Annotated in this window: 18 protein-coding genes; 14 read left to right on the top strand and 4 right to left on the bottom strand. The window is 42.8% G+C overall.

The genetic code is table 11. The features are described 5' to 3' along the window. The first annotated feature begins 165 nt into the window (after positions 1–165). Genes pabC through Q1A86_RS10575 form a run of 6 tightly spaced genes read left to right on the top strand, consistent with a single transcriptional unit; the run spans position 166 to position 4790 of the window. Positions 166–1068, top strand: coding sequence for an aminodeoxychorismate lyase (gene pabC / locus Q1A86_RS10550; protein ID WP_299806251.1), 903 nt, complete (start codon positions 166–168; stop codon positions 1066–1068). Continuing rightward, positions 1065–2072 (top strand): endolytic transglycosylase MltG, encoded by a 1008-nt coding sequence (gene mltG, locus Q1A86_RS10555; RefSeq protein ID WP_299806254.1) that lies wholly within the window; start codon positions 1065–1067, stop codon positions 2070–2072. Before pabC ends, mltG begins: the two co-directional genes overlap by 4 nt. Next, entirely contained in the window at positions 2069–2704 is a 636-nt protein-coding gene (gene tmk / locus Q1A86_RS10560) for a dTMP kinase (protein WP_299806256.1), read from the top strand. Before mltG ends, tmk begins: the two co-directional genes overlap by 4 nt. 1 nt (position 2705) lies before the next feature. Then, the gene (holB, locus tag Q1A86_RS10565) at positions 2706–3623 is read left to right on the top strand and encodes a DNA polymerase III subunit delta' (RefSeq protein ID WP_299806258.1); all 918 of its coding nucleotides are present in this window, start codon (positions 2706–2708) and stop codon (positions 3621–3623) included. Positions 3624–3629: 6 nt separating this feature from the next. After that, positions 3630–3956, top strand: a complete 327-nt coding sequence (locus tag Q1A86_RS10570) for a PilZ domain-containing protein (RefSeq protein ID WP_299806260.1) — start codon at positions 3630–3632, stop codon at positions 3954–3956. A 45-nt stretch (positions 3957–4001) separates the two neighbouring features. Next, positions 4002–4790: a TatD family hydrolase gene (locus tag Q1A86_RS10575; RefSeq protein WP_299806262.1), complete on the top strand. Its 789-nt coding sequence runs from the start codon at positions 4002–4004 to the stop codon at positions 4788–4790. A gap of 231 nt (positions 4791–5021) precedes the next feature. Here Q1A86_RS10575 and rsmF read toward each other — a convergent pair whose 3' ends face one another. Beyond that, positions 5022–6479, bottom strand: a complete 1458-nt coding sequence (gene rsmF, locus Q1A86_RS10580; protein WP_299806265.1) for a 16S rRNA (cytosine(1407)-C(5))-methyltransferase RsmF — start codon at positions 6477–6479, stop codon at positions 5022–5024. Between the two features lie 253 nt (positions 6480–6732). Here rsmF and Q1A86_RS10585 point away from each other — a divergent pair, with 253 nt between their 5' ends. Further along, a complete protein-coding gene (locus tag Q1A86_RS10585; protein ID WP_299806268.1) occupies positions 6733–7959 on the top strand; it encodes a nucleoside recognition domain-containing protein in 1227 nt (408 codons plus the stop codon). Between the two features lie 125 nt (positions 7960–8084). Here Q1A86_RS10585 and Q1A86_RS10590 read toward each other — a convergent pair whose 3' ends face one another. From Q1A86_RS10590 to Q1A86_RS10600, 3 genes are read right to left on the bottom strand one after another with little or no spacing between them, the layout of a single operon-like run. Then, the gene (locus tag Q1A86_RS10590; RefSeq protein ID WP_299806270.1) at positions 8085–10715 is read right to left on the bottom strand and encodes an MlaD family protein; all 2631 of its coding nucleotides are present in this window, start codon (positions 10713–10715) and stop codon (positions 8085–8087) included. After that, positions 10693–11334 (bottom strand): paraquat-inducible protein A, encoded by a 642-nt coding sequence (locus tag Q1A86_RS10595; protein ID WP_299806273.1) that lies wholly within the window; start codon positions 11332–11334, stop codon positions 10693–10695. Before Q1A86_RS10595 ends, Q1A86_RS10590 begins: the two co-directional genes overlap by 23 nt. Continuing rightward, positions 11324–11953, bottom strand: a complete 630-nt coding sequence (locus tag Q1A86_RS10600) for a paraquat-inducible protein A (protein ID WP_299806275.1) — start codon at positions 11951–11953, stop codon at positions 11324–11326. Before Q1A86_RS10600 ends, Q1A86_RS10595 begins: the two co-directional genes overlap by 11 nt. Before the next feature lie 184 nt (positions 11954–12137). Here Q1A86_RS10600 and Q1A86_RS10605 point away from each other — a divergent pair, with 184 nt between their 5' ends. The 7 genes from Q1A86_RS10605 to Q1A86_RS10635 all read left to right on the top strand — a co-directional run bounded on the left by Q1A86_RS10605 (position 12138) and on the right by Q1A86_RS10635 (position 21294). Then, positions 12138–12428, top strand: a complete 291-nt coding sequence (locus Q1A86_RS10605; protein WP_299806439.1) for a YebG family protein — start codon at positions 12138–12140, stop codon at positions 12426–12428. An 84-nt stretch (positions 12429–12512) separates the two neighbouring features. After that, a complete protein-coding gene (locus Q1A86_RS10610; protein WP_299806277.1) occupies positions 12513–12971 on the top strand; it encodes a GAF domain-containing protein in 459 nt (152 codons plus the stop codon). 288 nt (positions 12972–13259) lie between these two features. Beyond that, positions 13260–13898 carry an RNA chaperone ProQ gene (gene proQ / locus Q1A86_RS10615; protein ID WP_299806279.1) on the top strand — a complete coding sequence of 213 codons (639 nt, stop codon included), beginning with the start codon at positions 13260–13262 and terminating at the stop codon, positions 13896–13898. 32 nt (positions 13899–13930) lie between these two features. Then, on the top strand, positions 13931–15976 hold the full coding sequence (prc, locus tag Q1A86_RS10620) for a carboxy terminal-processing peptidase (RefSeq protein WP_299806282.1): 2046 nt from the start codon (positions 13931–13933) through the stop codon (positions 15974–15976). 72 nt (positions 15977–16048) lie between these two features. Then, positions 16049–18610: an aminopeptidase N gene (gene pepN / locus Q1A86_RS10625; protein WP_299806285.1), complete on the top strand. Its 2562-nt coding sequence runs from the start codon at positions 16049–16051 to the stop codon at positions 18608–18610. An 87-nt stretch (positions 18611–18697) separates the two neighbouring features. Beyond that, positions 18698–18928 (top strand): DUF2835 domain-containing protein, encoded by a 231-nt coding sequence (locus Q1A86_RS10630; protein ID WP_299806288.1) that lies wholly within the window; start codon positions 18698–18700, stop codon positions 18926–18928. A 317-nt stretch (positions 18929–19245) separates the two neighbouring features. Next, on the top strand, positions 19246–21294 hold the full coding sequence (locus Q1A86_RS10635; RefSeq protein ID WP_299806292.1) for a DUF1302 domain-containing protein: 2049 nt from the start codon (positions 19246–19248) through the stop codon (positions 21292–21294). Positions 21295–21304: the final 10 nt, after the last annotated feature.

Consider the following 21304-nt stretch of genomic DNA (forward strand, 5'->3'; position numbering starts at 1 on the left):
TATTATTCAACATATTAAGGGATCGTGGTGAGCGAGTGGCGAGTGGCCGATATTAAATTAGGCAATCAATACCGTCTCTTTGCATCACTGGATCCTTGATATGATCTTGAATATCTCAGCACTGATGTGCAAAACGATTGCTAGCCGCATTAGCTAGGAAAACGAATGACACAAGTATGGGTAGATGGACAACCCGATAATCATGTTAATCCTCTTGATCGAGGAGTCGCTTATGGTGATGGTATTTTCGCGACGATGCGAGTCCATCAGGGCGAAATTCAATTCTTAGGATCCCATCTTGAGCGACTAAGACAAGGCGCTTTTCGACTCGGGTTCGGCTGGCATCCATCCGAGAATCTTCAGCTGCAACTTTACTCCTTAGCTAAGGCTAACTCTAATTCCTGCATCAAAATACTACTGACTCGTGGAGTTGGCGGTCGAGGTTACGGTGCAAGTGTTGTTAGGAATAATCCTGCAATTATCCCTGTGAGTGAGACAGTGTTGCGAAGTGAAGCTATGACAGCTTCAAACTCGCAAGCCGCTGCACCACTAAATGCCACTGAAATTGTGTCGGTGCACAATTTGCCGACCCATTATCAAAATTGGCAGCAGGAGGGGGTCTGCTTAGCCCTTTCCGAGGTGAGGTTAGGTAAACAACCTAAGCTTGCAGGTATCAAGCATTGTAATCGCTTAGAGCAGGTACTGGTTAAGTCGGTAGATTTGGCTGAGGGGGCGCAGGACTGGTTGGTTTTGGACTCTGATGACAATGTGGTTGAATCATCGATGGCGAATATTTTCTTTGTATTCGATAAGAAAATCATTACACCTCGGCAGAGTTTTGCAGGGGTTGCAGGCATGATGCGTGAGCAAGTTATGCATCAACTATTACAGATGGGGTACAGAGTCGAGGTCACCGACTTCCATTACAGCATGCTAAACACCGCTAAACATGTTTTTATGACCAATAGCCTATTTGGGCTTGTCGATGTTTTGGCCATCGCAGATATGCGTTATAGCCGAGCACCTTGGACTTCAAAGATAAGAGAACAACTCAGTCTGACATTATGAAAAAAGCAATAATAGGTCTTTTCGCGACACTTTTTACACTATTAACTTTAGGTGCTGTAGGCGCCTATTGGGGATATAACACTTTGCTAACCTATGGTGAGCAGCCGATAGATTTATCTGCATCACAGGAGCTAAATATCAAGCGTGGCACCAGCTTTAATCAGTTTATTGCTGTTTTAGAGTCTGAGGAATTAATCGATGAGGGCTGGAAGCTTAAGTGGTTAGTACGACTTAAGCCTGAACTGGCCAATATTCGTTCAGGCTTGTATGAAGTAGAGCCAACAGATACGGTTAACAGTTTGCTCGACAAAATTATTAGCGGTAAAGAGAAATCTTTTGGAGTGACTCTTCTAGAAGGGCAAACCGTTAAAGAGTGGCGTCAGGTGCTAAGTCAGCAACAAAGACTCACTCAAGATGAAAATGTTTTTGATCAAGTATTACGAGCTAATGGTGATGAATCGGGACTGCCTGAGGGGAAATTCTTTCCCGATACTTATCACTATATAGCAGGGAGCAGCGATAGGGCATTGCTGAATAAAAGTTATCTTAAGATGCAGCTTGAGCTGGAGAAAGCCTGGCAGGGGCGTCAAAAAGATTTACCGTTAAAGTCTGCTTATGAGCTACTTATTCTAGCGTCAATTATTGAAAAAGAGACGGGGAAAGCGAGTGAGCGTCCTTGGATTGCGGCGGTTTTTGTTAACCGACTCCGTAAAGGCATGCGCCTGCAAACGGATCCTACGGTGATCTATGGCATGGGTGATAATTATAAAGGCAATATTACGCGCAAAGATCTTCGTGAAACGACAGCCTTTAATACCTACCGGATCAATGGACTACCTCCGACCCCGATTGCAGCGCCGAGCCTAGCTGCAATACAAGCCGCCGCACATCCTTCGGATGTTGATTATATTTATTTCGTTTCACGAAATGATGGTAGCCATGTCTTTTCAAGAACATTGAACGAACATAATCGTGCAGTGAACAAATATCAGAGAAATCGATGAATACACCAGTTAAAGCAGCCAAGTTTATTGTTATTGAAGGGCTTGAAGGTGCAGGTAAGTCAAGCGCGATAGCCCTTGTTAGAGACTTTATAGAAAAGCATACAGGTAAAGCGCCAATTTGTACCCGTGAACCAGGCGGGACACCGCTCGCCGAGCAGATGCGCGATTTGGTGAAAATTGCTAATGATTCAGACCCTTTATGCGACGAAGCCGAATGCCTACTCTTTTATGCGGCGAGAGCCCAGCTCGTTGCTAACGTGATTAAACCAGCTTTAGCTAACGGTGATTGGGTGTTAGGTGATAGACACAACTTGTCTTCGCTAGCCTACCAAGGAGGCGGCCGAAACTTGATGCCACTTGTTTCAGCGATTAGCGATGCAACCCTAAAAGGCTTTAAGCCTGACTTAACTCTTTATCTGGATATCGACCCTAAGCTTGGTCTTGAGCGTGCGGCTCGCCGTGGCGAACTGGATCGTATTGAGCAGCAAGAGATTGAGTTCTTTAATCGTACTCGAGCCACCTTCTTGTCGTTCGCCGATACCGATGAGTCTATTAAAATTGTCGATGCCAGCCAGAGTATGGCTGAAGTGCATAAAGATATCATTGCGATTCTTCAAGAGCAGAGTTGGTAATATGAAGGCGCTTCCTTGGCTGCAAACCACCCTAGATAGCTTTTCTGAGCAAATTAAGACCGCTAGAGTTGGTCATGCCTATCTTGTGGGCATGGATTCGGGCTATGGGGGAGAGTTATTAGTACTTGAATTAGCCAAAATGTCGCTTTGCCATCAGCTTGGACACGGTGGTGCCTGTGGTTTTTGTAAGGCTTGCCAACTGGTTGAAGCTAATAATCATCCAGATCTCTACCGAGTAGAAGCCGATGGTGCACAGATTAAGGTCGATCAGATCCGTGAGCTTTGTCAAAAGCTGACGACCACGTCTCAACAAGGTGGTAGACGTGTCGCGGTCATTTTAAATAGCGAACGATTAAATCAGGCATCAGCCAACGCTTTGCTTAAGACACTCGAAGAGCCAGGCAAGGATACCATTTTGCTTTTACAGGCTAATGCACCTAGTCGCTTAATCGCCACTATTAGTAGCCGCTGCCAAAGGTTACGTGTTGAACTACCAGATAAAAATCAAGTTAAGCAGTGGCTTAAAGAGCAGCTAACCTCTGAAGGTGATCCATCTTGGTGTTTACCTGTTGTTGGCGGGCCTATGGCAGTGTTATCTGCGATTGAAACTGAGCGATATAAAGCATTGATAGAATATAGAAAAGGCTGGACGCAAAGTTTGTCGTCAGGTCATCTGTGTGCTAGTTTAACAAATGTTAATGAAAAGCAAGTTTCAGATGCTCTTAAAGTTTTATATTTAGTGCTGCATCGTGCTTTAGTTAAACAGCAAGGTAATAATCCACTCACTCGGGTCAAAATTGCTAATTTTGCAGCGAAAGTGATGCAGTTAGAAACTCGCTTATCTGTGATGCCAACGGTCAATACGTTAGCATTATTTGACGGGTTAACCATTGAGTATAATCAGATAACCAGCCAATAGGGATCTATGACTAATCTTGTTGTCAAATTCGAATCTTTGCAGCAACTCTATCGAGCTTATATGCCGTTCATCAAGCCTATAGGTATGTTTGTGAGCTGTACTCAAAGGTTCGCTCTTGGCCAAGAGATAATGATTTCTTATCAGTTGCCAGACACGACTCAAGTCCACGATTTTAAAGGCTCGGTGATCTGGATTAACCCACTTGGAGCATCTGGCGGGCGGCCTGCTGGAATTGGAGTGAAGATTTTAACTGAACCTGACTTCCACAAACATCAGATCGAGCAACTGCTTTCCCGTGAGCTTGCCTCCGGCGATTTGACCTGCACTATGTAGCTGGGTAGACTTGCTGTCCTTTTTGTAGTTTGTTGGACTTCCACCGTGCTTATCGATTCACATTGTCACTTAGACCGTTTAAAAATTGCCCCCGATCAGGCTTCACTTCAAGAGGTTATATCCGCTGCGAAAGCACTGGATATCGCTTACTTTCTTTGTGTTAACGTAAGACAGCAAGGCTTTATCGATATGAAGCAGAAAATGGCAGCATTCGATGAAGTGTTCCTATCTGCGGGTGTACACCCTTTAGATGTACAAGATGGCTTAAATATTCAAGAAGTTGAGCAATTTGCTCGAGATGAGAAGGTCGTTGCAATCGGTGAGACGGGTTTAGACTATTTCTATGCCAATGAAACGAAAGCATTGCAACAGCAATGCTTTGAGCAGCAGATCGACCTCGCAGTTAAAGTCAATAAGCCACTTATTATCCATACTCGTGATGCTCGTGAAGATACTATAAATTTTTTGAAGCGTGGTAAAGCGGACACCGTAGGTGGTGTGCTGCACTGTTTTACTGAAGACTGGGAAATGGCAAAGGCTGCAATAGATTTAGGTTTCTATATTTCGGTTTCGGGTATTGTAACTTTTAAAAATGCGGGCGATCTGCGCAACGTGATAAGGAAAGTACCGAAAGATAGATTACTGGTTGAGACTGACTCACCCTACTTAGCGCCAGTTCCTCATCGCGGCAAAGAAAACCAACCCGCTTTTGTACGCGATGTGGCTGAATTTGTGGCGGAGTTAAGAGGGGAGAAGTATCCAGAATTAGCACAGTACACAACTGATAACTTCTTTAATCTATTTAAAGATGCTGCAAGGTTGGCTGGCCGCTAATTGTTTTGCCCCTCTGATTGCTATTGTAAATTTCAGACAAAAAAAGACCCAAAACTATTCCGATTGTTCTGGGTCTAGGGGAATGGCTCACTAGGAGCCGTGCGCTACTGTTGTTACCCTACGGGTAAAAAAGGTTTAATCACATCATCGCTAAAGACTAATGATATAGAGTGTAGACCAGCTTTAGGTTTTGTGGGTGGTTATTTTTTTAGAATTCCCACCCAAATGTAACTATTTATGTGAATACAGCGCAATCTTGTCTTTAACTAAGTCTCTTGGAAGGTTGTTCTTTAATTTATTGCCCAAGTGCTTAGCGACGCCAAGCGGGTTATTAGCATAGCTCACGATAACTTCCCCTTGAGGTTTAACTTTTTCAACTAGGCTGATGTCTCGGCCCATTAAAAAGTCTTTCGCTTGCTCATCACTGAGTTCGAAACGCGTTGGTGCTGATAAGGCTAATACAGCTTCATGGCGGACCTTGTAGCCTTTCTTCAATGCATCTGCAAGTTTAATTCCAATTCGTTGGTAACGCATCTTACCGATTAATGGCATAACCGGATATGGAAATAGCCAAAACTCTAAATCGCGCACCATCACCTGAGCATTATCGGGAAGGGTAATGGAAAAGCTGTCTTTAAAGTATTGTGCTAACTCTTCAACTTGCTTAGGTTTTGCCAATGAAAAAGGGAAGTTCTTCTGTTTTTTCGGCTCAGGCTGCTGGCGTTCTACTGCTGAGGTTTTGTGAATTTTTGCCACGAAGAAACCTTCACTGTCGTAGATCTGAGGCCATACGTGTAGAAAGCCCTCTTGGGTACAGGCTTTTTCTGCCTGTGGGAAAAGTGTCGCCAAAGAGCCAAATTCAACGGCATCACCATAGAGAGATTTTAGATGGTGACACACATCTTGGTTTTCTTGTCGGCTTAACGCACAGGTCGAGTAAACAAGGCTGCCGCCTACTTTTAACGCTAGAAAAGCTGACTCAATGAGTGCTTTTTGGGTGTCGACAATGCCCTTGTCATCATTATTGTCCCAATTTTTTAGCGCGTCGGGATCTTTACGTATGGTGCCCTCGCCACTGCAGGGAGCGTCGAGAAGAATCGAATCGAATGTCTCGAACATGTACTCACCGAAAACCCGTGCATCAAAATGGGTTAATGCGCAGTTAGCCACCCCCATTCTTGCCACATTGGCGTGCAAGACTTTTACTCGGCTAGCTGAGTATTCATTGGCGATTAATAGCCCTTGGTTTTGCATCAGAGCTGCAATTTGGGTGGTTTTTGAGCCGGGCGCAGAGGCCATGTCGAGCACGATTGTATTTTCGTCAAAGTTAGCGGAAATATTATCGCTAATTTTTGTAGTCTCTAGTGGCTCAAACAGTGCCGTAGGCGGCAGCATGGAGCTAGCTTCTTGGATGTAGAATAAGCCCTGCAAATGCTCGATGGTATTTCCTAACTGGAGCTCTTGAGTAAGCGTCACCCAAAAGCCGTCTTTGCACCAAGGAATAGAATCGAAATGCCAGCCTTTCTGCGTCATCAAATCGACAAAGTCATCGCTACTAATTTTGAGTGTATTAACTCGAATAGAAAGTCGTAACGGTTTATTGCTATAGGCGATAAAGTCTTCCATAGAAAGGTGAGAAGGGAGATCGCGTTCGATGCTATCGAGAAAATTCTGATTAAAATGAGCCATATGTCGAAGATAATGCGGTAAAGTATCGGGATTATAACAGGTTTATAGACAAGTCACTGCAAAATGCAGGATCTAGCATGTCGAGAAGTGACACACCTCAAGGCGGGAAATGACTGTACTGGCCATTTCATTCAATATCGCATAACCCTGAGGCATATTGATTTTCGCGATGTGAAAGGAGCTCCTCTAAAATGAGTTGCTTAGCAATAAATTAAATGAGATTGGTTTTAATAGATGATTAGAGGAAACTTGAGTGCTAAATAAGATCTGGTTTGGTTTTTTTGCAACGGCTTTGTTCGCAATTTTTGCGCAATTGCTGGCGGGCCATACTCAAGTACTTTCAGAGAGCGTTGACGCCATTTTTTCGAGCTCAAAATTGGCGGCGGAAATTGCGTTGGGATTAATTGGCGTGTTATCGCTGTGGATGGGGCTGATGCGTGTCGGTGAAAAGGCCGGTGTCGTTGCCGTCTTTTCAAAGATGTTTGAGCCATTACTGTCTAAGCTGATGCCTGAGGTGCCTAGGGGACATCCTGCCTTTGGTAGCGTAACAATGAACCTTACCGCGAACATGTTAGGCCTAGACAATGCGGCCACACCTCTAGGTCTCAAGGCAATGCAAGATTTGCAAAGCTTAAACCCCAATAAGAGTGTGGCGACCAATGCGCAGATTTTGTTTCTGGTATTAAATACCTCTTCAATTACCTTAGTACCTGTCACGGTTTTCTTATACCGTGCGCAGCAAGGGGCGGCAGCGCCTGCTGACATCTTCTTACCCATATTACTTGCCACTACGGCCTCTACACTCGCAGGCTTAACTATAGTGGCTTTAGTGCAAAGATTGTCACTTATGAATGCTGTGGTACTAGGTTATGCAGGCATTATTTTATCGTCGATTATAGGGCTCGTCTTTTATTTGAGTACTTTAACGGTATCTGCGATAGGTGAGGTAAGTACAGGTCTTGGTAACGGTATATTGCTGTTATTGATCTTTAGTTTCGTTCTGGTAGCGGGCATGAGAAAGGTGGCTGTGTATGATGAATTTATCGAAGGCGCGAAGGAGGGATTTGCACAGTCGATAAAATTGATCCCGTATTTACTCGCTATGTTGCTGGCAATCGCACTGTTAAGAGCTTCAGGGGCATTAGATTACCTTTTACAGTTAATAGCTGGCTTAGTGGCGTTTGCGGGCGGAGATATCCGCTTTGTCGATGCTATGCCAACAGCAATTATGAAGCCATTTAGTGGCTCAGGCGCCAGAGCCATGATGCTTGAGACCATGCAGCATTACGGTGTTGACTCGTTTGCCGGGCGCTTAGCGGCGATTTTACAGGGCAGCACCGAGACAACCTTTTATGTGTTAGCGGTATATTTTGGTGCGGTAGGGATCCGAAATGGAAGGCACGCCTTGGCTTGTGGTTTATTTGCTGATTTAGCGGGGATCATCGCGGCAATAGCTGTGTGTTATCAGTTTTATGGTTAATTGGTACGGAACATAAGTTACGAATGACAAACTGGAAGTTTAGCGGGAAATAAAAACGAGGCCAAAGCCTCGTTTTTATTTATAAAGAATAGCCTCGTTTGATGGCAAGTTAACTATCGATGTAGTTATTCTGGCTGGGCCTTTTGCACGGGGGTCCAACTAAGCCACTTGCTGTCTACTTCAGGTTTAAGGGCAAATGTGTGCTGCTTCATTATGATGTTTGTTGACTGGGTTGTTTCTTCAGTTGCAACACCTATACCACCTGCAAGTATGGTTTCTAAAGAGCCCGTTTCAATCTGAGCCCCTGAAAATAGCCCAAGGTCAACCTTCACACCTGATAGATCCCAAAACACGCTAGATTGATTGATCAAGTGTTTGTACTTGCTCTTAACATGGGCGTTTATAATGATGCCTGTACCTTGTTTAGAGAGTTGGTAACTGTCGACTTGACCAATATTTACACCTCTAAAGAAAATTGCAGTTCCTACTTTGATAGATCCTAAATTAGGTTTGCTCAATTTAAATGTTAGAGCGTTATCTACATTATGGAACGGCTTCTCTATTTGTCCGATAAACGTGGTTGCTTTTATAGCACTTTGTCCTGGGAAAACTTCTATATATGGACCGGTAATTAGGGTTTCAGGCGCCTTAATGCCAGCTAAAGAGATATCAGCGTCGATAATCGAGTAACTGGCATCTTGCTGGTTAAAATTAGCGGCATACTCACCATAGAGGTAAGCGGTAACGCTTAACTGTTTTAGATCTTGAGTTAGAGTGACAGAGTCGACTTCACCAACCTTGTGCCCAAGATAACGAATGGGCGCTTTCGGTGCTAACTTAACACTTGCAGGGAAGGTCAGGCTGATAGGTTTAGCCTGACTTAAGGCGAGGAATCGAGAATCATAAAGATAACGACTGTTAGCAGTCTGCTTACCTTCGATAAGCCCTAGACTGATCCCACCTTTTAAGGCTGCTTTTAACGGAGCAACTTCAACTTCAACGCCGGACAAACTCGCATTTATGGATACAGCGCTGTTTCGCCAAAATACAGTTTTATCATTTAATAAGCTTGTAAATGCACGCTCGATGGTCATGTCGATGACAAAATTATTATCTGACGCTTGCCACTGAACACCCGTTACCTGACCAATTTGCATCTTCTTATAATAGATAGGCGAACCTGCAGCTAAATCTGCTGCATCTTGACTGAGAAGAGTCTTCTTAATGAGGTTGTAGCTGGCGTAATATTTTTTGGCTTCGTCGCTATTTGCAAACACGCGTAATGCACTTTCGCTCGTCGCTATGGCTTTACTTGAGCCCCTGACTAGGCTTAATGCTCCGCTGGCTAAGGTATTTAAGTCTCGAGTCTTGACCCTAACACCATCTAGGCTTGCATCAATTGCTAAAGCAGACTCTGCGACAAAATGGCTATTTGTGCTAACTAAGCCAATAAAGTCTGGTTCAATTTCTATCTGATATTCGACTTGAGTTAAAGTTGAGTTGAGCTCACTCGATAAAACCTGTCCAATTTTTATCTGTTTATATCGAATTTCAGCGCCTGCACTCACGCCTGGATTAGACTCTGAATGTAATGTCAGCAATAACTTACTGATGTTTTTCGGCTCTGGAGCCTGTGTGAGTAAAGTGTACTCCTGTTTAGCAGCACCAGTACCAGGTATGAAGTTAATCACGCTGCCAGTGATTAACCGTTCAGGATGCTTGATCCCTGAAAGCGAAATGTCAGCACCTTCTAACCAGAAATCTGCGGTTGCGGTAAGTAGCTCTTGGTAGGCCCCATCGATTTTCGCTGATAATGAAATACCATGTTCACTAAGAGTTTTCTGGGTTACCTGGCCAATTTGGATCCCTCTATAGACGATAGGCGTGTTTTGAGAAACTGCTTCATCACCGCTGGCTTTGAGAGTAAACATGACTCCGCCTAAAGCGTCATCTTGATTATCATATAGGGTGAACTCGTGTTTATTCTCTGCAGGTACTGAACCATCATCTGAACTGAAACTGATCCCGCCAGCAAGAATGGATGCTAGACTCTCACTGCTGACTTTTATGCCAGATAGAGATGCATCGATACTGATCCCTGATACATTCCAAAACTGAGAGTTAACCTTTACTAGCTCGGCATATTGCTGCTGAATAAAGGCTGTAACCAAAATTTGATCCGAGCCTTCAAGGTGGTAGCCTACGACTTGCCCGACTGGGATCTGTCGGTAAAATACTGGAGAGCCCACATCTAATGAACCTAGTTTCTTGGTTGTGATATGAACAATGAGTCCCTCGACACCTGGCGTGATGACAGGGGCTGTGGTTTCTGCCTCAAAAAAAGATCTTGAATCTCCTTCACCGGGTAAGATACTAATATAGTTGCCTGAAAAGAGGGTATCTAATCCCTCAACACCCGTAATGGTAGCTTTAGGTTTTACTAACCAAAACTTAGTGCCTTCATTAACAAATGGTCCTGCTCGGTAGTCCATCATGACGCTGACATCTACGCCTTTAAGATCTTTATCGATACTCATATCGACGACTTTACCTACAGTCAGTCCCTGATATTTAACCAGTGTCTTACCTATGTCCATTCCTGTGGCGCTAGGGAAGTGAATCGTGACCTCGACACCAGATTCTCGTATGCTTTTTACACCGAGCCAAGCACCTAATGCCAGTGCGATAATAGGGAGTAACCAAATCGGTGAAAATAATTTTTTCTTTACGATTTTAGGTGTTTGTACTTGAGTCATCTTTGGCTTCCAATCTATCCCAGAGTAAACGGGTATCTATGACTTTTGCAGCTAACTGCGTGAGTAAAATAACTAAGGCGAAAGCTGTAGCAGCAGGCGCCGGCTTAGCGTCTAATAACTGGCCCATATTAACGACAGCAACCGTGAGTGAGATAACGAAAAGATCGAGCATAGACCAACGTCCTATCCATTCAATAATATGAAAGCCTGTCATAAGCTTCTTTTTAGAGATAGGTAATTTAAAACTTATTGCCGATAAATATATCGTTAATCCAACAATCTTAAGAATGGGTACTAAAATACTGGCGACAAACAGAATAATTGCGATGGGGATCATGTCTGTTTTGACGAGGTGAGTGATGCCAGAAAAGATAGTATCTTGAGTGACTCGGCCCTGATTTGTCAGTGTTGAAATTGGATAGACATTGGCGGGGATCAACAAAATAGTCGCAGTAATTAGCAGGGCCCAACTTTTTTGGACACTTGAATAGTCTCTGATGGTTAGAGGGGCATTACAGCGACTACAATGAGTTGATTTTGCACAGGTAATTTTGTGGCATGTTGCACAAGATGTGAGACCGATATCTTGGCCTAATGTCGCCGATTGATTATCGTTCATCTAGATAACTCCACATATGTTCTAAGTCATACTCGCGCATTAAAAATAATGTCATTATAAACAACATAGTAAAACAGAAAGTGCCGAAACCAAAAGAGACTGTGGCAAAATCGGCTAAGTTAAAAGCAGCGACTAAGAAACTAATAACAAAAATTTCCAACATAGTGAGCTGAGTCAGTATGCCCTGAATCTTTAGAGAATGCTTTAGGGCAGTTCTTAAGGAAGGGGAGTTAAGTCCATACTTTATGATTAAGATTTGCATCAAGATAGAAAGGAGTAACATGCCCGGAGCTATGACGGCAGAGGTTAATACTGCTATACCCACTAACCAATAGCCTTGATGATAGACTGCTAAGGCACCCTCTGTCACTGTAGTGGTTCTGATACTGCCTAAGAACTCAAGTTCTAATACGGGGAATAAATTAGCAGGGGCAAAAAAGAAAATGGCAGTTAAGCATAAGGCTAACATGCCGTTAATTGAGCAATATGGCGTATCGTATAGTGCAGTGTGGCATCGTGGACATATGGCACGAACGCCTGTCGGCAGTGCTCGTTTTCTAATGACTAAATCACAAGAGCGACACAAAGTAATACTGCTATCTACAGCTTCCTTTCCCATTCGTTTCAATATCCAAGTGTACGAAATATGCGTTAATCAGACGTAAAAGATGATTTTTTCACGTATGCGATTGAAAATACAGAGCCATTAAGTAAATAAGTTTATCAGATAATAGAGAAAACTTGCATAAGAAGTTGAATGTATGAGACTCTTCACTGTATATAAAAACAGTGTGGGGTTAGATATGGCCGTTGTAACTCAATTTGTTGTCGTTAGAGAAGGGGTTGAAAAGATGACTTTTACATCGAAGAAGGAGGCTGATGCCTACGATAAGATGCTAGATATCGCTGACAACCTAATTCCGTTCTTAAGTAAGAGTGATTTAGACTTAGAAGAGAAAGATGTTGAGAAGTTGAGCTTCTTTCTTGCTCAAAATAAGGATGACCTTCAGGTATTACTTAAAGGTGGTTCTGTAGAAAAAAAGATCACGCCTAAAAAAGCGGTCAAAAAATCTGAAAACAAAGAGCCCAAATAAAATAGCGTGTTAAAACGAATTGGTTTGTTGTTAAAATGCTGTGATTACATTCTTATTTTTAGAGCAAACTGTTAGGGAATATTAATGGGAAACGCTTTTTATGACACTCTGAATCGTCAGGTGCTGGCCTTGCTGGATGGTGAAAATGATCAGATAGCAGCATTAGCAAACTTTTCAGCACTATTAAATGATAATCTTACCGATCTAAATTGGGTGGGGTTTTATTTAGTGAAAAATGATGAATTGGTTCTCGGCCCTTTTCAAGGGAAGGTCGCTTGCTCTAGGATCCCAATCGGTAAAGGTGTTTGTGGAACTGCCGTAGCAACTAATTCTAGCCAGCGAATCGATGATGTTCATCAATTTGAAGGGCACATCGCTTGTGATAGTGCGAGTAATTCTGAGTTGGTTGTGCCTTTACGTCAAAACGGAAAGGTTATCGGGGTACTGGATATTGATAGCCCATCGTTATCCAGATTCAGTGAAATTGATCAACAGGGCGTCGAAACTTTGGTAAAAAGTCTCGAAATTTGCCTAATTGGTTAATCTGCGACCAATTATCGCTAATTGTAGGTCGCAATCATTTGAAGCCTCTCTATAATAAGCGGTTTGAGTAATGAAAAAAGCAGACACAATTATATTCGACTTATGAATACATGGAGTTTGTGATTTGTAGTTGCTAAGGTAGGTTTGGTTTTAGGGGCTAAAAACAGATGTTAACAATTTTTCATTTGTGGTTTGTGCCTAGATCAGACAAATATAAACGACACTTAAGTTGATTCGAGCGATTGAGCTTGTCGGCGGTGTCCCTTTTTTAAAACTGTGGAAGTAAAGATGGAATCAACAGAAAAGTTGACCGATACCAACGCTATTCTTGCGTATTTGTATGAAACATTTCCTTTGTGCTTTATAGCTGAAGGCGAAACTAAGCCATTAAAAATTGGATTGTTTCAAGATTTAGCGGAAAGGTTAGCTGATGATTCTAAAGTCAGTAAAACTCAGCTCAGAATCGCGTTAAGAAGATACACCAGCAGCTGGCGTTATCTTAAGTGCGTTAAAGCTGGCGCACAGCGTATCGATTTAGATGGCAATGCTTGTGGTGAGCTAGAACAAGAGCACATTGACCACGCGGCAGCTACACTAAAAGAGAGCCAAGATAAAGCAAAGGCTAAGAGAATGGCGCAGGCTAAGAGTGCAAACCCTGCTGCTAAAGCGGCTAAGAAGCCAGCTAAGAAGCCTGTTGCGAAGCGTCCAAAACCAGCTCAAAGCAGCAAACCTGCAAAAGAGCCTGTTGTGGCAGAAAATTTAACGCCTGCGGTTTTAACTGAATTGAAACCAAACCAGCGCGTTAATGTCAAATTAGGTAAAGCACCAGTTGCTGGTGTGATTTTGGACATCAAGAAAGAAGATGTTCAAGTTCAGTTAGACTCTGGTTTAACGATTAAAGTTAGAGCTGAACACATACTGCTGTAATGGCTTAAGAGCACTAAAGGAGTGACTTGTTGATGCGAAAACTTTCTCTGGCTGTATCCATTGCCGGTATTTTTGTCGGATTCTCGGCGTGGGCTGTTAGCCCAACTATTCAATTCAGCGAGTTACCCGCTCTAAAGCAGGAACCGCAGCATAAGGTAGCCAGTAAGCGAGTTACTGGACTATTTACTCGTTCCCATTATCATCGTTTCGACATGGATAATGCATTCTCACAACAAGTATTCGAACGTTATCTAAAGCAGTTAGATTACCGTAAGAATGTATTGTTGCAATCAGATGTCGACAGCTTTAAACCTTACTCGACTCAATTTGACGACATGTTGAAAAGTGGTGATTTAAACCAAGCTTATGCGATGTATGAACTGGTGCAAAAGCGCCGTTACGAACGTTTTGCCTATGCTTTGTCGCTGCTTGATGACGAGATGGCATTTGATGTTCCAGGTGATAAGTACGAGTACGACAGAGAAGATGCGAGTTGGCCAAAAACCGAAGCTGAATTAAATGAACTTTGGCGACAACGCGTTAAATATGATGCGCTAAACCTTTCTCTTACAGGAAAAAACTGGGACGAGATCGTTAAAGTCCTAGAGAAGCGCTATAACAATGCCATCAAACGTCTGAGTCAGACACACAGTGAAGATGTATTTCAAGGTGTGATGAATGCCTTTGCTCGCACCGTAGAGCCTCATACTAGTTATCTTTCGCCACGTAATGCTGAACGTTTCCAGATGGAAATGAACTTAAGCCTTGAAGGCATTGGCGCAGTGCTTCAAGTTGATGATGATTATACCGTGATCAAGAGTCTCGTTGCTGGCGGCCCCGCGGCCACAAGTGAGAAGCTGTCACCGGAAGACAGAATTGTAGGTGTAGGTCAAGAAGGCGAAGAGATTGTTGACGTTATAGGTTGGCGTTTAGACGATGTAGTAGAGCTGATCAAAGGCCCTAAAGGCAGTAAAGTTGTCCTAGAAATTTTACCTAAGAAAGGTGGTACAAGCGCGAAGACATTCGAGCTGACCATTGTTCGAGACAAGATCCGTCTAGAAGATCGAGCTGCAACTTCTAAAGTGGTTGAGCCTACAGATGGACCATACGCCAATCGTAAGGTCGGCGTTATTCAGATCCCAGGTTTTTACATGGATCTGTCTAAAGATGTTTCTAAAGAGCTAGCAGAATTAAAAGAAGCGAAAGTTGAAGGCATTATTATCGATCTTCGTGGAAACGGCGGTGGAGCCTTGACGGAAGCGACATTGTTAACAGGTTTGTTTATAGAACAAGGTCCTGTGGTACAAATTCGTGATGCTAATGGTCGAGTATCGCAAAACCGTGATAATGACGGTCGTGTTACTTATGATGGCCCATTGACTGTAATGGTCGATAGATACAGTGCTTCTGCTTCAGAGATTTTTGCTGCTGCACTACAAGATTATGATCGAGCGCTTATTGTCGGTGAATCGACTTTCGGTAAAGGCACGGTTCAGCAGCACAAGAGCTTAGGCCGCATCTATGACATGTACGAAAAACCTATTGGTCACGTACAGTATACGATTGCAAAATTCTACCGTATCAATGGTGGTAGTACTCAGCTTAAAGGTGTGACACCCGACATTCCATTCCCAAGCGCGTTAGAGCCTGGCGAATACGGTGAAGCTGAAGAAGATAACGCATTACCTTGGGATAAAGTTCCTGTTGCGCAGTACGGTACGCTTGGCGAAATTTATCCGCAGCTTGTCGTTAGCTTAGAAGGTAAACACAAAGATAGAATTAAATCTGATGTTGAATTTGGCTATATTTTTCAAGATATCGCTGAGTTTAAAGCAAATCATGATGATAAAACTGTTTCGTTAGTCAAGAGTGAGCGTTTAGCCGAGCGTGAAGAAAATGACAAGAAGCAATTAGACCGTGCTAATGAAAGGCTTGTAAATGAAGGCCAAGCAAAAGTTAAATCATTAGATGATATTCCAGATGACGTCGAAGTTGCTGATGCATTCTTAGATGAAACCGCATACATTACTTTGGATTTAGCGGATATTGAAAAATTAGCTAAAAATCAAAAGAAGTAGTATAGAGTCAATAAGAAAACGCGCTTAAAGCGCGTTTTTTTTAATTCAAATTTTATAAGAAGAGGTTTATTCATGTCCCAGCCACAAGCCAAATTCCTCAAAGACTACCAAAAGCCCAAGTTTCAAATTTCCCATATCGACTTAGATTTCACTCTTGCAGAAAAGCAGACCCAAGTTGTCGCTACCAGTAAAGTTATTCGTCAAGGTAACCATAATGACTCGCTTGTATTGGTGGGTGATGAGCTAACGGTACTTAAGGTAAAAATTAATGGAACTGCGGCTGATTTTAAACAATCAGCAGGTGAATTGGTTGTTGGTACGAACCTCGACGACTTTGAATTACAGATCGTTACTCAGCTCGATCCTGAAGCTAACTCTAGCCTCGAAGGCTTATATATGTCAGATGGGGCCTACTGTACTCAGTGTGAGGCAGAAGGTTTTAGACGTATCACTTATTTCTTAGATAGACCGGATGTATTAGCTGTTTATACCGTCCGTATCGAAGCCGATAAAGCAGCTTTTCCTTATTTACTTAGCAATGGCAACTTAATTGAGAGTGGCGAATTAGACAATGGTCTGCACTTTGCTAAGTGGCACGATCCATTTCCGAAACCTGCTTACCTGTTCGCACTAGTTGCTGGTGATTTTGATCTGCTTGAAGATAAGTTTATAACCTGTAGTAATCGAGAGGTTAAGTTGCAGGTCTTTGTAGACAAAGGAAACTTGAACAAGGCTCATCACGCAATGGCCTCGCTTAAGAAGTCGATGGCTTGGGATGAAAGCCGCTTTGATCTTGAGTATGACCTTGATATCTACATGATAGTTGCAGTTGATTTTTTCAATATGGGAGCGATGGAAAACAAGGGACTCAATGTATTCAATACCAAATTTGTCCTAGCCGATAAAGCCTCTGCAACCGATGACGACTACCATGGGATCGAATCTGTTGTGGGACATGAATACTTCCATAATTGGACGGGTAATCGAGTTACTTGCCGTGACTGGTTCCAACTGAGTCTAAAAGAGGGCTTGACTGTATTTAGAGATCAGGAGTTTAGTTCTGATCTAGGTTCTCGTGCCGTCAATCGTATTCATGCTATTAAGGTCATGAAAAACCAGCAGTTCGCGGAGGATTCTGGTCCGATGGCCCATCCAATTAGGCCCGAATCGGTTATCGAAATGAATAACTTCTACACGGTTACTGTGTATAACAAAGGCGCCGAAGTGATTAGAATGATGCATACCCTACTTGGAGAGCAGGCTTTCCAGAAAGGTATGAAGTTGTATTTTAAACGTCATGATGGTCAAGCTGTGACTTGCGATGATTTCGTAGCCGCGATGGAAGATGCGAGTGAGGTTGATTTAACTCAATTTAGACGTTGGTATAGTCAAGCAGGCACACCTCAAGTTGACGTTGAAGAACACTATGATGAACAGGCTAATGTGTATCAGTTGACGTTATCTCAAATGACGCCAGGGACAGCAGACAAGACTGAAAAGTTGCCATTACATATTCCATTTGATGTCGAGCTTGTTGATGCTGAAGGGCAATCAGTTTTTAACAAGGTGCTGGACTTTACTGATGCAAAGCAAGTCTTCACTTTTGAAGGGCTTAAACAAAAACCTATTCCCTCGTTACTACAGAATTTTTCTGCGCCAGTTAAATTAAACTTCAACTACAGCGTTGAACAATTGATCCATATCATGCGTTTCGGAAGCAGTGAGGTTGCGAAGTGGGAAGCATCTGTTTCACTGTTTAGTCAATCTGTGTGGCAAAACATCGCCAATTTACAAAGCAAACAAGCTATGTACATTGACCCTAGGATATTAGATGCATTCAAAGGCGTGATTCTATCTCAGGAGTTGGATAGGGCACTGATGGCAGAGATTTTGTCCTTAACGAGTGCTAACGCTTTGATTGAGCAGAAAGCTTCTGTTGATCTAGATAATCTTGCTCTTGCTAGAGAATTTGTCGTGCTTGAAATTGCTTCTGGTTGTGAAGATGAACTCTTAGCTATGGTGCGAGACCTACAGAATGTTGATGATGCATCCTCTCGTGCGCTTAAAAATGTGTGTTTAAGTTTGTTACTTAAAATAGAGCAAAGCTACGGCACTCTTGCTAAGACTCAGTTTGAATCAGCACAAAATATGACAGATAGTTTGGGGGCTTTAACAGCACTAAATTGTGAGTCATCAGCGATCCGTGATGAGTTAATGGCGCAGTTTGAGAGCCAATGGGCTAAAACACCACTAGTGATGGATAAATGGCTTGTACTGCATGCTTCTCTTAATAGTGCAGATTGTATTAATACCTTGTTGTCACTGTTTGAGCATGATGCATTTAGCTTTAATAATCCAAATAGAGTTCGCTCCCTTATTGGGGCGTTTGCTGCGGGAAATACATTTGAATTTCATCGTAACGATGGAGCGGGCTACAGGTTCCTAACCGATGCGATTATTAAACTTAATATTCTTAATCCGCAAGTAGCCGCGCGAATTATTACGCCATTAATTCAGTTTAAGAAGTTTGACATTCATAGACAGGAACTGATGAAAGCCGAACTGCAACGTATTCTTGCAGTTGAAGATTTATCTAAAGATTTATACGAGAAAGTGACAAAAGCATTAGCTTAAAATGTAATTGAATATAATGGATCTCATTCTTACTCATCGTCATTTATGAGTGTAAAATTGAGATCCATTTTTTTATGAGACTTAGCCTTGGCATCATCCCATCAGATTTTTCAATTTCCGCTGAACATCAGTTATCAAGAATTTCTACCTTACTATCGTGGTGAGGTTAATAAGGTCGAAGTGGTCGATATTAAGGGGCGAACCCTGTGGATCAATGCTCGTCACTTTAGACCATTCTTAACCAGTATCGGTATCAAAGCCTATTTTAATATGGTCGTGGATTATCAGGGTAACCTGATCAGTCTAACTAAGGTTTAGAGTAATTACTTCAAACGGTCGATTGCTTTAAACATCAACCCATACCCTAAACTTGGTGCTCTAGGTCATTGTAATCACATAACAAATGACCTACTAAGCCATCATATCTAAGTTTACCTATTGCTGATTTAAATACAGCACTAAAATAATCCTATAATCCTCCCCTTAAGTGACGAAATCTTTTGAAGATTTTCTAAATTTCATCCTTGCTCACTTCGTATAAATGCTGTAACAATGGTGTCACCTGTAAGTTAACAGAATGTTGGCTATCAATTCCTATAACAATAGAATCCAGCAGGTTACGGAGAGAAGCTAAAATGAAAAAGGTTAAAAACGGCTTAAATAAGTCGGCGCTCGCTTTGGGGATAGTTGCGGCGCTCGGTTTTGGCATGACAAACCATGCCAATGCAGTCTCATTCAATTGGGGTGAGGTAGAAGGTACATTTGACTCGACTTGGACTGCTGGTGCAAGCTGGCGCGTTGAAGGCAGAGATTGGGACAATCAAATTGGTAAGGTAAACCACCCACGTTTTGATTGGTCTGGCTACTCAGCTTTTAGCGATACTAAATACAGTTCGGCTGAGATCTGGGCGCAACCGGGCTCTTACTCAAGCAACGGCGATTTAAGTAATTTATTGTACTCTCAGGGTGATACCACATCTGAAATCGTCAAAGGTCTTCACGAGTTATCATTGAAATACCAAAACTTTGGTTTGTTTGCACGTGGTATGTATTTCTATGATCGTAAACTTAACGATGGTGATTTCGGTTTTAATGATCCGCTAACAGGGCAAGAGTTTGACCCTTGCGCTGATAGCAAGGCATCGGAAGTACAGTGTAAGGACATCCGTTTATTGGATGCCTTTGTCTATGCCGATTTCGATTTTAACGATGGTGCAAATCCGCTCTCAATCCGTGTAGGTAATCAGGTAGTCTCTTGGGGAGAAAGCACCTTGATTGCACACGGTATTGGTGTGATTAATCCAGTCGATTTGAATATTCTTAATGCTCCAGGTGCTGAACTTAAAGAAGCCTTTAGGCCACAAGGTATGGTGTGGGCATCATTTGGGGTGACCGATAACTTATCGGTTGAAGGTTTTTATCAATACGATTGGGAGCCTGTTTGGGTTCCAACCCCGGGATCGATTTTCTCAACAAATGATTTTGCCGGTTACGGTGGTTATAACCAAAACGCTCAGTTAGGTTTTAACTCTAATCCAGATATGAATCTCGATTTCTTATTGTCCGAATACAATACCCTTGTGGGGATGGTTGGATCTGGTCAGGTTGATTCAAAAGATCTTGCTAGATTGGCATTGGCTTATCCTACGAAAGCAACCTTGGTTGAAGATGATGCTTCAGCAAGCGATGACGGACAATGGGGTGTAAAACTTGGCTATTATGCGCCTCAATTGGGTGAGACTGAGTTTGGTTTGTACTACATGAACTACCATAGTCGTCGTCCGCTGATCAGTGGTACTACAGCAAACTTTAACGAAGATGCAATAGCCCGCGATTTACAACGTCTTGGTGGCAAAGCGCAATCTGGCGAGGCCATGACTCGCGAAGATCTGTTAGCACTAGAGACCTTCTCTAAGGCGCAGATTGTTTATCCTGAAGATATTCAATTGATGGGCTTTAGTTTTAATACGTTAGTCGGTGACACTTCTGTCGCGGGTGAAATTGCCCACAGACTGGATGAACCGTTACAGATTGATGATGTTGAATTACTATTTGCAGCAATGCCACAGCAGCTTGCTAATGCGGGGTTGAACCCAGAGTTTGACGGGATTTCACAAGTTGAAAACTATGGTCCTGGTGAATATGCAGAAGGCTTTATCCGTCTAGATACTACTCAGGCCCAGACGACCTTTACTCACCTATTTGGACCGACATTAGGTACCGATAACCTGATTATGCTAGCTGAAATCGGCGGCGTTTGGATCCACGATATGCCAAGTCATGATGAGTTGAGACTCAACGGTCCAGGCACTTCTCGTTCGGGCGGTAACCCTGATATGCCAGGTATTATCGAAGCTGTGCATAACGGTCCTGAAACTAACCCATTCCCAACCGATTTTGCTTGGGGTTACCGTTTAGTCGCTAAAGCTGACTATAACAACGTATGGGGCGGTGTGAACATTGCACCTCGAGTCATTTTCTCTCATGACGTTGATGGTATTACACCCGATCCTATGTTCTTGTTTACTGAAGGCAAGAAGTCAGTGGCTGTAGGCATTAATTTCGATTATCAGAGTCGTTGGGGCGCAGATCTTTCTTATAACACTTTCTTCGGTGGAGTAGGAACGACCAATGCGATGGCTGATCGAGATTACGTGTCGTTTAACATTAAATATTCAATCTAAAATCACAAGG

Origin of the sequence: uncultured Shewanella sp. (genome assembly GCF_947497935.1) — a bacterium.
GTDB lineage: Bacteria > Pseudomonadota > Gammaproteobacteria > Enterobacterales > Shewanellaceae > Shewanella.